The organism is Streptosporangium sp. 'caverna', from assembly GCF_003203775.1.
GTDB classification, from domain to species: domain Bacteria; phylum Actinomycetota; class Actinomycetes; order Streptosporangiales; family Streptosporangiaceae; genus Streptosporangium; species Streptosporangium subroseum.
This window is the reverse complement of sequence record NZ_CP029711.1, coordinates 3,135,840-3,149,886: the sequence shown is the minus strand read 5'-3', so window position 1 is coordinate 3,149,886 and position 14,047 is coordinate 3,135,840. Positions and strand designations below refer to the sequence as shown.

Annotated in this window: 11 protein-coding genes; 10 read left to right on the top strand and 1 reads right to left on the bottom strand. The window is 70.1% G+C overall.

Going from position 1 to position 14,047, the window contains the following annotated elements:
* Positions 1-18 precede the first annotated feature (18 nt).
* The 10 genes from DKM19_RS13930 (at position 19) to DKM19_RS13885 (ending at position 12,405) form a co-directional block, all read left to right on the top strand.
* Positions 19-708 carry a FadR/GntR family transcriptional regulator gene (locus DKM19_RS13930; RefSeq protein WP_089212090.1) on the top strand — a complete coding sequence of 230 codons (690 nt, stop codon included), beginning with the start codon at positions 19-21 and terminating at the stop codon, positions 706-708.
* Positions 705-1,478, top strand: a complete 774-nt coding sequence (locus DKM19_RS13925; RefSeq protein WP_239514247.1) for a creatininase family protein — start codon at positions 705-707, stop codon at positions 1,476-1,478. Before DKM19_RS13930 ends, DKM19_RS13925 begins: the two co-directional genes overlap by 4 nt.
* Positions 1,479-1,593: 115 nt before the next feature.
* Complete coding sequence (locus tag DKM19_RS13920; protein ID WP_110696057.1) at positions 1,594-2,559, top strand: PHB depolymerase family esterase; 966 nt, start codon at positions 1,594-1,596, stop codon at positions 2,557-2,559.
* A 350-nt stretch (positions 2,560-2,909) separates the two neighbouring features.
* Positions 2,910-4,475, top strand: coding sequence for an AbgT family transporter (locus DKM19_RS13915; protein WP_110696056.1), 1,566 nt, complete (start codon positions 2,910-2,912; stop codon positions 4,473-4,475).
* Between the two features lie 140 nt (positions 4,476-4,615).
* The gene (locus tag DKM19_RS13910; RefSeq protein WP_110696055.1) at positions 4,616-5,539 is read left to right on the top strand and encodes a LysR family transcriptional regulator; all 924 of its coding nucleotides are present in this window, start codon (positions 4,616-4,618) and stop codon (positions 5,537-5,539) included.
* Between the two features lie 215 nt (positions 5,540-5,754).
* Positions 5,755-6,276 carry a formate dehydrogenase subunit gamma gene (locus tag DKM19_RS13905; RefSeq protein ID WP_369988799.1) on the top strand — a complete coding sequence of 174 codons (522 nt, stop codon included), beginning with the start codon at positions 5,755-5,757 and terminating at the stop codon, positions 6,274-6,276.
* Positions 6,273-7,832: an NADH-quinone oxidoreductase subunit NuoF gene (locus DKM19_RS13900; RefSeq protein WP_110696054.1), complete on the top strand. Its 1,560-nt coding sequence runs from the start codon at positions 6,273-6,275 to the stop codon at positions 7,830-7,832. Before DKM19_RS13905 ends, DKM19_RS13900 begins: the two co-directional genes overlap by 4 nt.
* A complete protein-coding gene (gene fdhF / locus DKM19_RS13895; RefSeq protein ID WP_110696053.1) occupies positions 7,829-10,624 on the top strand; it encodes a formate dehydrogenase subunit alpha in 2,796 nt (931 codons plus the stop codon). The genes DKM19_RS13900 and fdhF overlap by 4 nt, the downstream gene beginning before the upstream one ends.
* A 3-nt stretch (positions 10,625-10,627) precedes the next feature.
* Positions 10,628-10,879, top strand: a complete 252-nt coding sequence (locus tag DKM19_RS13890) for a formate dehydrogenase subunit delta (protein WP_110696052.1) — start codon at positions 10,628-10,630, stop codon at positions 10,877-10,879.
* Between the two features lie 308 nt (positions 10,880-11,187).
* Positions 11,188-12,405 carry a threonine synthase gene (locus DKM19_RS13885; RefSeq protein ID WP_110696051.1) on the top strand — a complete coding sequence of 406 codons (1,218 nt, stop codon included), beginning with the start codon at positions 11,188-11,190 and terminating at the stop codon, positions 12,403-12,405.
* A 77-nt stretch (positions 12,406-12,482) separates the two neighbouring features.
* On the opposite strand, the gene DKM19_RS13880 is transcribed toward DKM19_RS13885, so the two are convergent.
* Entirely contained in the window at positions 12,483-14,006 is a 1,524-nt protein-coding gene (locus DKM19_RS13880; protein WP_110696050.1) for a S1 family peptidase, read from the bottom strand.
* Between the last annotated feature and the right edge of the window lie 41 nt (positions 14,007-14,047).

Below are 14,047 nucleotides of genomic sequence, written 5' to 3'. Positions count from 1 at the left end.
AAGTGATCTATTCACTTTATGAGTTACAGCGAGCAGTCGTTGTCCGAGCGACTGGCAGACGACATCGTCGAGATCATCCACAGTGAGCGGCTGGGACCCGGCGATGTGCTGGCCTCCTCTCGGGAACTGGCGCGTCGCTTCGAGGTCACCACCCCGACGGTGCGCGAGGCGCTGCGCCGGCTGGAGGCGACCGGCGTGGTGGAGTTCCGGCACGGGTCGGGCACCTATGTCGGGCCGGGCATCGACCGCCGCCTGCTGGCCAATCCGCACCTGCCCCGCAGCACCAGGGAGTCGGTGCTCGAACTGGTCGAGGCTCGCCTGGTCGTCGAGCCCGCGATCGCCGCGGTCGCCGCCCGGATCAGGGTTCCCGAGGCCGTCGAGGAGCTGAAGGCGGCGTCGGCCAACGCCCTGCATCCGCCCCAGGAGTCGCTCCGCCAGTCCGTGCACTTCCATGTCGCCCTGGCGGCGGCCAGCGGCAACGCGCTGCTCCGTGAAACCGTCGAGGCGCTGCTCCACGTGCGGGCGCGCGAGCAGGTCGAGATCCGGCACCGCTACAACGACCGGACCCGAGACCACGCCGAGCACGTGGAGATCTTCGAAGCCGTACGCGACGGCGACGCGGAGGCAGCCGAGCGGCTCACCCGCGAGCATCTCACGGCGATCCGGGACGCGATCGCGGCCGCCGAGTTCCCCGAGGCGGACCGTTGAGCCGGCAGCGCCCCGTACGGCTCGGTGAGATGACGACGCTCGAAGCGGCCGAGGCCGTGCATGCCAGCCCTCTGGTCATCATTCCGGCCGGCGCGTTCGAGCAGCACGGACCCGGCATGCCCATGGCCACCGACACGATTCGCGCCGAGCACGTCGCCGAGCTGGTGGCCCTGGAACTCGCCGGGTCCGCGGTGATCGGCCCATCGGTGCCGGTCGGCGTCTCACCGCACCACCTCGCCTTCGCGGGCACCGTCACCCTGACGACCATCACCCTGGCCGCGGTGGTCCGCGAGTACGCCGACAGCCTTCACCGGCACGGCTGGCGGAAGATCCTCGTGATCACCGGCCACGGAGGCAACAACGCCACTCTCACCACGGTCGCCCAGGACCTGCTCACCACCCATCCGGACCTGCAGTTCGCCTGGACCCCGCTGACCTCGCTGGCCGCCGACGTGGTGGCCGGCATGCGGGTCAGCGAGGTCCACGGGCACAGCGGCGAGGCCGAGACCGCCCAGATGCTCCACCTGGCACCCCACCTCGTGCACACCGAGCGACTCGCCCCCGGCACCACCCACGCCGGCGAACTCGACCCGGTCCACCAACTGTCGCTCCGTGGCGGCCACCCCACCCTCACGGTGCGCTACGACCGGCTCAGCCCCAACGGCGTGCTCGGCGACCCCCGCAACGCCACCAGGGAAGACGGCCGGGCCATCGTCGACGCGGCCGTCGCCCGCATCGTCGCCTTCACCAGGACCTGGCTGGACGCCTAGCCCCGTTCCAGCCCATCACCGCTCGCCGACGTGCATGCCCGCACGTACGGCTCTGAGCGCTGCAGCAAAACCCCCCGAACGGCCGCATGGACGCGGCCGACGACAGGAGCCCTTCATGACAGGCGCGAGAGTTCTCCTACGCACCCTCACCGCAACGGCGGCCGCCGGCCTACTGCTGGGCGGCACACCCGCCCCCGCGTACGCCACAGCCTCGGCCACCTCGTCCGGCGGATGCCGCACACCGGCGCCCCAGGCGCCCGGCACGAGCGCTCTGCACTCCCTGAACAGCCAGGGAATCGAACGGACCTACCAGCTTCATCTTCCGCCGAACTACAACCCCCGCCGCGCGTGGCCGTTGATCCTCTCCTTCCACGGGCGCGGCAACACCGGCGCAGGAACCGAGGAGTTCTCCAAGCTCTCCACGCTCCCCGCCATCGTGGCCTACCCCAACGGCGTCATCGGCACCGGCGACGGCGACCGGCAGGCCTGGCAGGGCGCGCCCTACGCGGCGCCCGGTGTGGACGACGTCGCGTTCACCTCGGATCTGCTGGACACGCTGGAGGAGGGGCTCTGCGTCGACCAGCGGCGCGTGTACGCCACGGGCAAGTCCAACGGCGCCGGGTTCACCGGCCTGCTCGCCTGCCGCATGGCGGACCGGATCGCCGCGATCGCCCCGGTGGCCGGGGCCTTCTACCCCGAAACCGGCCAGGACTGCCGTCCTTCCCGCCCCGTGCCGGTCATCGACTTCCACGGGACGGGCGACGCCACGATTCCCTACACCGGGGACGCCGACCGGGGCCTGCCGGCCATCCCGGACTGGGTCGCCGCGTGGGCACAGCGTGACAACTGCGCCAAGCGGGTCCGCGACCGGGTGACCGAACCCGACATCACGGTCTCCCGCTGGGTGGGCTGCGACAGGGGAGCCGAGGTCCGGCACGTCGCGGTCAGCGGCGGCGGCCACACCTGGCCGGGCGCCGACATCTACAGCGGCGGCGGGTACACCACCCAGACCATCGAGGCGCACCAGGTCCTGTGGGATTTCCTGCGCCGCCACCGGCTGCCCCGCGCCACGAACCACTGACCAACCCCTTCGACCACCCCCCGCCACCCCGGCCCCCGAGCCTCGCCTCACCGAGCCGACCCCGCCACTTCCCCGCCGCTCCCCGTCTCCCCAGAGTCCGAGCCTCGCCTTCCCGAGCCGGCCCCGCCACTCCCCGTCTCCCAGACCCCGAGCCCCGCCTCCCGGAGCCGACGCCGCCACTCCCATCCCTGGCGTCCGCCTCCTGACGCCCTGCGGCGATCCGGCCCTCCGCGCCATCGCCGCGCCCTCGGCCGCGGCCGTCCCGCCCCGCGGGCGGGACGCCGACGCCCCCTCCCCCACAGCCGCACCCCGTTCATGCCGGGCTGCCCTTCCCCCCGTACGGAGCCGCCATGTCCGCCCCCAGTCCCGCGACACCGGAAACATCGCGGGAGCCCGCCGAACCCCCGCTGCCGCGCATCGTCAGGGCGATGGCGGTCGTCGAACGCGCCGGCAACGCCCTGCCCCACCCGTTCTGGCTGTTCTGGATCCTCTCCGCGATCCTCGTCGTCATCAGCGCGGCCCTGACCGGGCTGGGCGTCTCCGTGGTCTCGCCCAGCGACGGCGAGACCGTCGCGGTCCGGAGCCTCCTCAGCGGCGACGGCCTGGCCATGGCCGTCTCCACGATGATCGACAACTTCGCCTCGTTCCCGCCCATGGCGACCATCGTCGTGGTCATCATGGGCGTCGCGGTGGCCGAACGCAGCGGATTCCTCACGGCGCTGATGAAGGTCGGGGTCTCCCGCGTCCCCGCCTCCGGGGTCGTGTTCGCGGTCGCCTTCGCGGGCACCGTGGCCCACGTCGCGTCGGCGGCCGCCTACATCATCCTGGTGCCCCTCGGCGGCCTGGCCTTCCGCGCCGTCGGCCGCTCACCGATCCTCGGTATCGTCGTCGCCTACACCTCCATCGCCTCCGGATACGACGCCAGCCCGGTCCCCACCCCCAACGACGCCATCTTCGCCGGCATCACCACCGCCGCCGCGAAGATCGTCGGAGGGGAGGCCGCCTACGTGTCGCCCCTGAGCAACTGGTACTTCAACATCGTCTCGTCCCTGGTACTGGCTGCCGTCATCACGCTGGTGACGAAATTCGTCCTGAGCAAGCGGCCCGATCTCGACGCCGACCCCGACGTGGATCTCGAGGACATCGGGCAGCTCAACCTCAGCGCGCGGGAGCGGTCCGCGCTCCGGTTCGCGGCGATCGCGCTCGTGGCCGCCCTGGTGGCCCTGACCGCCATCGTCCTGCCGGAGTCCTCACCGCTGCGAGGCGAGGGGGGCAGCATCGTCCAGTCCCCGCTTCTGGACGGCATCGCCGCAATCGTCGCCCTGCTGTTCGGACTCGTCGGCATCGTCTACGGGATGCGTTCCGGCTCCATCACCAAGCCCGGTGACGTGCCGAAGCTGATGGTGGAGGGCATCAGGCAGATGGCGCCGGTGCTCGTCCTGTTCTTCGCGATCGCCCAGTTCCTCGCCTACTTCGACTGGACCCACATCGGAGACGTCCTGGCCGTCAACGCCGCGGAGGCGCTGAAGCAGAGCGGTGTGCCGATCGTCGTCGTCTTCCTGCTCATCCTGATCGTGCTGACCCTGGTCAACATCATGGTCACCAGCGGCTCCGCCATGTGGGCCCTGGCCGCACCGGTCCTGGTCCCCATGCTGATGCTCGTCCATGTCCCCGCGGAGACCACCCAGGCCCTGTTCCGCATCGCCGACTCGGGTTCCACCGCCATCACCCCGATGAGCCCGTACTTCCTGATGGCCCTGGGCTTCCTCCAGCGCTACCGCAAGAACGCCGGCATCGGCACCCTCGCCTCCTACACCCTGCCGCTCGCCATCGCCATGACCACCGTCTGGACCCTGCTCTTCCTGGCCTGGTGGGCCCTCGGCATCCCTCTGGGGCCAGGCGCTCCGGTCAACTGAAAGGGGTCCAGGCCGCAGCGGTCCCCGACCGGTCGGGGACCGCTGCGGCGCCTTCGTGCCCTGGTGCAGCCGGGGCACGGCCGAGGTCTGCCACCTGCCGATGTAGACGGCATGCGTACGATCGGGGCATATTCGCTCATGTGTTGTTGCGTGAGCTGGAATATCTGGTGGCGCTGGCCAAGGAGCGGCACTTCGCTCGCGCGGCCGCGACCTGTCACGTCTCTCAGCCATCCCTGTCGGCGGCCATTCGCAAGCTCGAACGCGATCTCGGCGTGCCCCTCGTCCAGCGCGGTCAGCGGTTCTCCGGGCTCACCCCGGAAGGCGAGCGGGCACTGCTGTGGGCGCAGCGCATCCTCGCCGAGTGCGACGCGCTGCGACAGGACCTGTCCACGATGCGCGGGAGCCTGTCGGGCACGCTGCACATCGCGGCGATCCCCACCGCGCTGACCGCCGCCTCCCTGCTGACCTCCCCCTTCTGCGAACGGCACCCGCACGCCCGGGTCTCCCTCACCTCGCTCTCCTCCCGCGAGATCAACCGGCAGCTGGCGGAGTTCGAGATCGATGTGGCCATGACCTACCTCGACGACGAGGAGCTCGGCGGCGTCCGGGGCACCCCGCTGTACGAGGAGCGCTATCTCCTCCTCACCCCGGACGACGGGGAGCTGGCCGACCGGACGGTGGTGCGCTGGGCCGAACTCGCCACCCTTCCGCTGTGCCTCCTGTCACCCGAGATGCGCAACCGGCGCATCCTGGACGGCATCTTCCGCGAGTTCGGGACCACCCCCGTCCCCGTCATCGAGACCGACACGGTCTCGGCCCTGTACGCCCACGTCGCCACGCACCGCTGGTCCAGCGTCATCGCCCACGCCTGGCTGTATATGTTCGGCGTCCCCGACGGCATGCGGGTGGTCCGGATGGAGAGGCCGGCGCAGGCGCCCAGGATCGGCCTGGTGGTCGCCGATCGCAGTCCCGAACCCGTCCTGGCCCGAGCCCTGCTGGACGTCACCCGCGAGCTCGATCTCCGCGACGAGCTTGACCGGCTGGTGCACCGGCACCTCGCATAGCCCTTGTGACCCTTGTGAACCACCCGTTGGCCGGATCCGGCGCCGTCCGCCCGTAAATAGCGTCTTCGCCTAACCTGTTCAAAGAATGTAGGGCCGAATATCGGGGTCTCCGCCGAGCGAGGAGAGGTCGCGAACGTATCCGCGCCCGCCTGAACAGGGATGATAGGCGGCGTCTATCATGCAATAGCAGAAAACGATTGGACGCGCGACGGAAAATGCATGACCTTGCATTTGCGAGGGTCTTATTATTGGAAGGGCTGGCCATGACGTCATTGCCAACGCGATCCCTGGAAGATCAGGTGCGTTCGATCGTCGCGGAGCACCGTGACAAACGGGGTGCTCTGCTGCCGATTCTCCACGCCGTCATGGAAGATCTAGGCTATGTCGATCCGGCGGTGATCCCCATCCTAGCCGACGAGCTGAACCTGTCGAGGGCCGACGTCCACGGCGTCGTCACCTTCTATCACGACTTCCGGCAGACCCTGCCCGGACGCAGGACGGTGCGGATCTGCCGGGCCGAGGCGTGCCAGGCGGTGGGCGCGGCGAAGTTGGCGGACCAGGCCCAGGCGCGGCTCGGTGTCACCTTCGGTGAGACGACCGAGGACGGCGCGGTCACCCTGGAGCAGGTCTTCTGCCTCGGCAACTGCGCGATCGGCCCATCGGTCCAGGTCGACGACCGGCTGTACGGCCGGGTCAGCCCGCAGCAGCTGGACCGCCTGCTGGACGTGAACGCATGAGCGCCCCGGATGAGACCGTGACCGTCTACGTGCCCCGCGACTCCGCGGCCCGCTCCGTGGGCGCCGACGAGGTCGCCGAGGGCATCGCCGCCGCGGCGGCCGGTCGCCCGATCCGCGTCGTCCGCACGGGTTCCCGCGGCATGCTGTGGCTCGAACCGCTGGTCGAGGTGGCCACCGCCGCCGGCCGGATCGCGTACGGCCCGGTCGCCCCGGAAGACGTCGAAGAGCTGGTCGCGGCGGGAATGCTCGACGGCGCGGAGCACCGCCTGCGCCTCGGCCCGGTCGAGGACATCGACTGGCTGCGTGATCAGACGCGCGTCACCTTCGCGCGGGTCGGCGTCGTCGATCCGCTCTCCGCCGAGGACTACACCGCGCACGGCGGCATGGCCGGGCTGCGGCGCGCTCTGTCCCTCACCCCCGAGGAGGTCGTCGCCGAGGTCACCGAGTCCGGGCTGCGCGGCCGCGGGGGCGCCGGATTCCCCGCCGGCATCAAGTGGAAGACGGTCCAGCAGGCCGAGTCGGACCTGAAGTTCGTCTGCTGCAACGCCGACGAGGGCGACAGCGGCACCTTCGCCGACCGGATGCTGATGGAGGGCGACCCGTTCACCCTCATCGAGGGCATGACGATCGCCGCCTGGGCGGCCGGTGCCCAGGAAGGGTACATCTACATCCGCTCGGAGTATCCGGACGCGGTGGCCACGCTGCGGACGGCGATCGAGATCGCCTACACGCGGGGCTGGCTCGGCCGGAACATCCTCGGCTCCGAGCTCTCCTTCGACCTGTTCGTCCGGGTCGGCGGGGGCGCGTACATCTGCGGCGAGGAGACCTCCATGCTGGAGAGCCTGGAGGGCAAGCGCGGCATGGTCCGCGCCAAGCCGCCGATCCCGGCGCTGGAAGGCCTGTTCGGCAAGCCGACCGTGGTCAACAACGTCCTCACCCTCGGCTCGGTGCCGATGATCCTGGCCGACGGCGCTGAGGCCTTCGCCCGACACGGCGTGGGCCGCTCCCGGGGCACCCAGGTCTTCCAGCTCGGAGGCAACGTCGCCCGGGGCGGCATCGTGGAGACCGCCTTCGGCATCACTCTCGGCGAGCTGGTGGAGGGCTACGGCGGCGGCACCCGGTCGGGACGGCCGGTGCGGACCGTCCAGGTCGGCGGACCGCTCGGGGCCTACCTGCCCACGTCCCAGTTCGACCTGCCCATGGACTACGAGGCGTTCGCCGCGGCGAACGCGATGGTCGGCCACGGCGGTGTGGTGGTCTTCGACGACACCGTGGACATGGCAGGCCAGGCACGGTTCGCCATGGAGTTCTGCGCCGCCGAGTCATGCGGCAAATGCACCCCCTGCCGGATCGGGGCGGTGCGCGGAGTGGAGGTCATCGACCGGATCGTCGCGGGTGAGAACCGGCCGGCCAACCTGAAGCTCCTCAACGACCTGTGTGACCTGATGACCGAGGGCTCCCTCTGCGCGATGGGCGGCCTGACCCCGATGCCGGTGAAGAGCGCCCTCGCGCACTTCCCCGGTGACTTCGGAACGACGACGGAGGAACAGCGATGAGCCTGATCAAGGAGAAGGACTACGGCACTCCGGCGCGGCCGGGTGAGGCGACCGTGGCCGTGGAGATCGACGGCAAGACCGTGACGGTTCCCGAGGGAACCTCGGTCATGCGCGCCGCCGCCGAGGTCGGCATCGACATCCCCAAGCTGTGCGCCACCGACAACCTCGAACCCTTCGGGTCCTGTCGTCTGTGCCTGGTGGACATCGACGGCCGCAAGGGCTCCCCCGCGTCGTGCACCACACCGGTGGCGCCCGGAATGAAGGTACGCACCCAGACGCCCAAGCTGGCCGAGCTGCGCCGCGGGGTCATGGAGCTGTACATCTCCGACCACCCGCTGGACTGCCTGACCTGCCCGGCCAACGGCGACTGCGAGCTGCAGGACATGGCCGGGGTCGTCGGCCTGCGCGAGGTCCGCTACGGCTTCGACGGCGAGAACCACCTCGACGAGCCGACCGACAGCTCCAACCCCTACTTCGACTTCGACGCCAGCAAGTGCATCGCCTGCTCCCGCTGCGTACGCGCCTGCGACGAGGTGCAGGGCACCTTCGCCCTGACGCTCGAGGGCCGCGGGTTCGACACGAAGATCGCCGCGGGCGCCGGCGGCTCCTTCATGGAGTCCGACTGCGTGTCCTGCGGCGCCTGCGTGCAGGCCTGCCCGACGTCCACGCTGCAGGAACGCTCCGTGGTCCAGCTGGGCATGCCGAACCGCACCGTGCTCACCACCTGCGCGTACTGCGGCGTGGGCTGCTCCTTCAAGGCCGAGCTGCGCGGCGACGAGGTCGTCCGCATGGTCCCCTACAAGGACGGCAAGGCCAACGAGGGACACTCCTGCGTCAAGGGCCGGTTCGCCTTCGGCTACGCCTCCCATCCCGACCGTCAGCTCAAGCCGTTGATGCGCGAGCGGATCAGCGACCCGTGGCGGGAGGTGGAGTGGGAGGAGGCCATCGGATACGTCGGCCGGCGCATGCTGGAGATCCAGAGCCGGCACGGTGTGGGCGCGATCGGCGGCATCACCTCGTCGCGCTGCACCAACGAGGAGGTCTACGCCGTCCAGAAGATGGTGCGCGCGGCCTTCGGCAACAACAACGTGGACACCTGCGCCCGGGTCTGCCACTCCCCCACCGGCTACGGCCTGAAGCAGACCTACGGCACGTCGGCCGGCACCCAGGACTTCAAGTCCGTCGACCAGGCGGACGTCATCCTGGTCATCGGCGCCAACCCGACCGACGCCCACCCGGTGTTCGCCTCGCGGATCAAGCGCAGGCTGCGCAAGGGCGCCCAGCTCATCGTCGCCGACCCCCGCAAGATCGACCTGGTTCGGTCACCGCACGTCGAGGCCCAGCACCACCTGCGGGTGATGCCCGGCACCAACGTGGCGCTGATCAACGCCATGGGGCACGTCGTGGTGACCGAGGGCCTCGTGGACCGCGAGTTCGTCGCGGAGCGCTGCGAGGACTTCTCGGAGTGGGAGCGGTTCATCGCGGACCCCGAGCACAGCCCTGAGGCGGTCGAGGAGATCACCGGCATTCCGGCCGCCGAGCTGCGGGCGGCGACCCGCCTCTACGCCGGCGCGCGCAACGCGACCATCATGTACGGCCTCGGGGTCACCGAGCACAGCCAGGGCTCGACCATGGTGATGGGCATGGCCAACCTCGCCATGGCGACCGGCAACATCGGCCGCGAAGGCGTCGGGGTGAACCCGCTGCGCGGGCAGAACAACGTGCAGGGGTCGTGCGACATGGGCTCCTTCCCGCACGAGCTGCCGGGCTACCGCCACGTGTCCGACGACGCGGTCCGCAGCACCTTCGAGACGCTGTGGGGCGCCGTACTGCAGTCCGAGCCGGGCCTGCGCATCCCCAACATGTTCGACGCGGCGGTCGATGGCTCCTTCCGGGCGCTGTTCGTGCAGGGAGAGGACATCGTCCAGTCGGACCCGAACACCAAGCACGTCACGGGCGCCCTGTCGGCCCTGGACCTGGTGGTGGTGCAGGACCTCTTCCTCAACGAGACCTCCAAGTACGCGCACGTCTTCCTGCCGGGCACGTCCTTCCTGGAGAAGAACGGGACGTTCACCAACGCCGAGCGCCGCATCAACCGGGTACGCCCGGTGATGGCGCCCAAGACCGGCAAGCACGAGTGGCAGATCGTGTGCGAGATCGCGCAGGCGATGGGCTACCCGATGAAGTACGACGACTCCTCCCAGATCATGGACGAGATCGCGATGACCACGCCCACCTTCTCGGGGGTGTCGTTCGCCAAGCTCGACGAGGTCGGCAGCGTGCAGTGGCCCTGCAACGAAGGCGCGCCCGAGGGCACGCCGATCATGCACATCGACGGGTTCGTCCGGGGCAAGGGCCGGTTCATGGAGACCGTCTACGTTCCGACCCAGGAGCGCAGCACCCGGAAGTATCCCCTGATCCTGACCACCGGGCGCATCCTGTCCCAGTACAACGTGGGCGCCCAGACCCGGCGCACCGGGAACACGGCCTGGCACCCGGAGGACCTCCTGGAGATGCACCCGCACGACGCCGAGGTGCGCGGTATCCGCGACGGCGACACCGTGGCGCTGGCCAGCCGGATCGGGGAGACCAGCCTGCGGGTCAAGATCGACGATCGGATGCCGGTCGGGGTGGTCTACACGACCTTCCACCACCCCGTGACGGGCGCCAACGTGGTGACCACCGAGAACTCGGACTGGGCGACCAACTGTCCCGAGTACAAGGTCACCGCGGTCCAGGTGACGCTGACGCATCCCGTCGCCACACATCCCGCTCCGGTATTGGTGAAGTGAACCGTGACCTCGACGCACACCCCTCCTCACGTTCGCCTGGCGAACGAGATCGCGGCGCAGTTCCAGCGCCGCGACCCGGACCTCGCGGCCCGGGAGATCGCCAACCACATCCGGACCTTCTGGGATCCCAGGATGCGGGCCCGGCTGATCGCCGACGCCGGAGTCTCCGGCAGCGGCATGGACCCGCTGGTCGTGGCGGCGGCCGCCCTGTTGCCGCCACCCGCCGACACCCACGCGGAGCCCAGGCCGCTCTGACCCCGCAGGCCGGAGAACGGGCGCCCTGACGGCCGACCACAGCGCTGGGGCCCTCCTCGTCGAGGAGGGCCCCAGCAGGCTTTTGAGCACACCCGGCGCGAGCGCAGGACGGGACGTGCTCTCGGCGACGGGTCCGGCGGCTCCTCACCGCGACCGGGCCGTACGCGGTGAGCCCGCGCCGCGCCCCGCGTTGGACATCGGCGTGGCCTGTCTGGTATCGCCGTATACACACTTGGACGTGCCATCGCGCCGCGGCCGAAGATCCGGCCGCGTGAGGGCCGACAGCAGAAGAGCACCAGGGAGCACCTATGAGTTTCAGCCAGCTGACCCACCTGGAGTGTGGCCGGTGCGGAGCCGATCATGACAGTGAGCGGCCGCAGAACCTGTGCACGAAATGTGGATCACCGCTGCTCGCCCGCTACGACCTGGCGGCGGTCCGTTCCTCGCTGGACCCCGCGGAGTTCGCGCGACGCTCCCCCGACCTGTGGCGCTATCACGAACTGCTGCCGGTGAGGAACCCGGAGTCGGTGACCACCCTGGGCGAGGGGATGACGCCGTTGCTGCCGATGGCGCGGTACGGCGAGCGGATCGGCCTGCCGCGACTGCTGATGAAGGACGAGGGGCTGATCCCCACCGGTTCTTTCAAGGCCCGCGGCGCCGCGGTCGGAGTGTCCCGGGCGGCCGAGCTGGGAGTCAGGCGGCTGGCGATGCCGACCAACGGCAACGCCGGTGCCGCCTGGGCCCTCTACAGCGCCCGGGCCGGCCTGACCGCCACGATCGTGATGCCCGTGGACGCACCGGAGATCACCCGGCGGGAGTGCGTGGCCGCGGGTGCGGACCTGCACCTGGTCGACGGCCTGATCAGCGATGCCGGGCGAATGGTCGGCGAGTTGGTCGCGGCCTCGGACGGCCGGGTCTTCGACGCCTCGACGCTCAAGGAGCCCTACCGCATCGAGGGCAAGAAAACCATGGGCATCGAGATCGTCGAGCAGCTCGGCTGGCGGATGCCCGACGTGATCCTCTACCCGACCGGCGGCGGGGTGGGCCTGATCGGCATTCACAAGGCCCTGAACGAGCTGCGGGAGCTGGGCTGGATCTCGGGTCCGCCGCCGCGGCTGGTCGCGGTCCAGGCCGAGGGGTGCGCGCCGATCGTTCGCGCGTTCGAGGGCGGGGAGCGGGAGAGCCGGTTCTGGGAGGGGTCCCGGACCGTGGCGTTCGGCATCAACGTGCCCAAGCCCATCGGCGACTTCCTCATCCTGGAGGCGCTGGCCGAGACCTCGGGGACCGCGATCACGGTCAGCGACGCCGAACTGCTGGCCGAGCTGCGGGAGGTCGCGGCCCTGGAAGGGACCTTCGTCTGCCCGGAAGGCGCGGCGGCCTTCGCCGCGGCCCGCAAGCTGCGCGCTTCGGGATGGATCGGCGCGGACGACCAGGTCGTGGTGCTGAACACCGGAGCGGGCCTGAAGTATCCGGGGACGGTCTCCGTGGACGCGCCGATCCTGGCGGTGGACGCCCACCTCACCTGACGATCGAACCGAGGCGTCCGAGTGCTGTCTGCCCCGCCTCCGTACCCGCAGCGACGGAGGCGGGGGGCCGGGGCGGGTTACGACGGCGCCCTGTACCCGAAGGTGTAGGGGCTGGAGCCGCTGTAGGAGACCACCTGGTAGCGGTAGTAGCCGGCCGTGCCCGTGTAGACGATCTTTTCGTCGGGACCCGTGCCCTCGGAGGTGGCGACGGTGGGCCAGGTCGAGCCATCCCACTTCTGCAGGTACAGATCGAAATCGACACCCGCGTTGGCGTCCAGGCAGCCGGAGTGGACGCCTCCGGAGGTCGACCGATAGTAGAGGTTGTTCGGCTGGTAGGCGGACCGGCCGTTGGCCAGGGTGGCGGAGGCGGTGTTCGGGTAGCCGGTGCAGGCGCCCGTGACCGGCGGCGGGGTGCCGCCGGTGGTTTTCAGGGACAGCCCGTAGGCCGTGAGGATCTCGCCGATCGGCTGGAAGTAGGTGGTGCCGCCCGAACTGCAGTCGCCCGAACCGCCGGAGGTGACCCCCTGGGCCTGGTCGACGGAGATGAAGGAGCCGCCCGAATCGCCGGGTTCGGCGCAGACGTTGGTGCGGGTCAGCCCCAGGACCTTGCCCTGGGGATAGGTGACGCTGGCGTCGCGCTGCTGGATCACGCCGCAGTGCCAGTCGGTGGTGGAACCGGACCGGCAGACCGAGGCGCCCTCGATGGCCACCCTGGCGCCGGCGACGGGCACGGTGCCGCCATCGCCGTTGTCCACCGACGGCTGGGATGTCCAGTCGGCGTTGACGGCGACCCAGGCGTAGTCGTTGATCGGGAAGGAGGACCCCTGAAAGACTCCCTGGGCGACCCGGTTGAAGCCGGTGGTGGTGTCACCCTTCTTACCGCAGTGGCCGGCGCTGACGAAACCGTTCTGGGTGCCTTTGAGCACGGGAAAGCCGATCGAGCAGCGGCTCGTGACACCGATGTAGTAGGCGTTGCCGCCCACCAGGTCGTACAGGGGCAGGGGCACCTCGGTGGAGGGCAGCACGAGCACCGCGTCGGTCTCCACGTCGGCGCTCTCGACGACGTTCTGGGTCTCGTCGGGTTGCGGGGCCAGGACGACCACCTTGTTGCGCTTGACGTCGACGTAGCGCACGCCCGACACCAGCGGCCGCGCGGGCAGAGTCTGGTCGAGCTTCTCCTTGATCGCGACCAGTTCCGCCAGTGACCTGGTCACGACCTCCGTCTGGGCGCCCATGGCGAGGATCTGGGGAATGTCGGCGGCGCTGGTGGTGGCCACCACGAGGGTGTGCGCGCTGCTTCCCCTGAGCCAGGAGCCGCCGAAGCGACTGCCGAGCGCCTCGCGAATCTGCGCCTCGATCGGCACCAGGCGGGCCTCGTTGAGCAGGCGCGCCTCGGCCTGCGCCCTGCTGAGACGCAGGTCGCGCTGGAGTGCCTCCAGCATGCCCGGCGGCGGTCTCAGCGCGGCCGGAGCGGTCATCACGGCGGGTGGGAAAACCATTTGAACCGCTGCCCGGCGTTCGGCGCCCGCCGGAACCGCGGCCAGGGTAAGTGCGGTGATCGCTAGGACGTATCCCGTGGTAAATGCATGTCTGCGGGACATGGGACCTCTCCTCGACCTCGGCTTCAAAGCATGAGGGGAGA

Excerpts from the sequence above, each read along its gene's own strand:
- fdhF (WP_110696053.1), top strand. The coding sequence starts at position 7,829 with ATGAGCCTGATCAAGGAGAAGGACTACGGCACTCCGGCGCGGCCGGGT.
- DKM19_RS13915 (WP_110696056.1), top strand. The coding sequence starts at position 2,910 with ATGTCCGCCCCCAGTCCCGCGACACCGGAAACATCGCGGGAGCCCGCC.
- DKM19_RS13900 (WP_110696054.1), top strand. The coding sequence starts at position 6,273 with ATGAGCGCCCCGGATGAGACCGTGACCGTCTACGTGCCCCGCGACTCC.
- DKM19_RS13905 (WP_369988799.1), top strand. The coding sequence starts at position 5,755 with ATGCATGACCTTGCATTTGCGAGGGTCTTATTATTGGAAGGGCTGGCC.
- DKM19_RS13930 (WP_089212090.1), top strand. The coding sequence starts at position 19 with ATGAGTTACAGCGAGCAGTCGTTGTCCGAGCGACTGGCAGACGACATC.
- DKM19_RS13880 (WP_110696050.1), bottom strand. The coding sequence starts at position 14,006 with ATGTCCCGCAGACATGCATTTACCACGGGATACGTCCTAGCGATCACC.
- DKM19_RS13920 (WP_110696057.1), top strand. The coding sequence starts at position 1,594 with ATGACAGGCGCGAGAGTTCTCCTACGCACCCTCACCGCAACGGCGGCC.
- DKM19_RS13885 (WP_110696051.1), top strand. The coding sequence starts at position 11,188 with ATGAGTTTCAGCCAGCTGACCCACCTGGAGTGTGGCCGGTGCGGAGCC.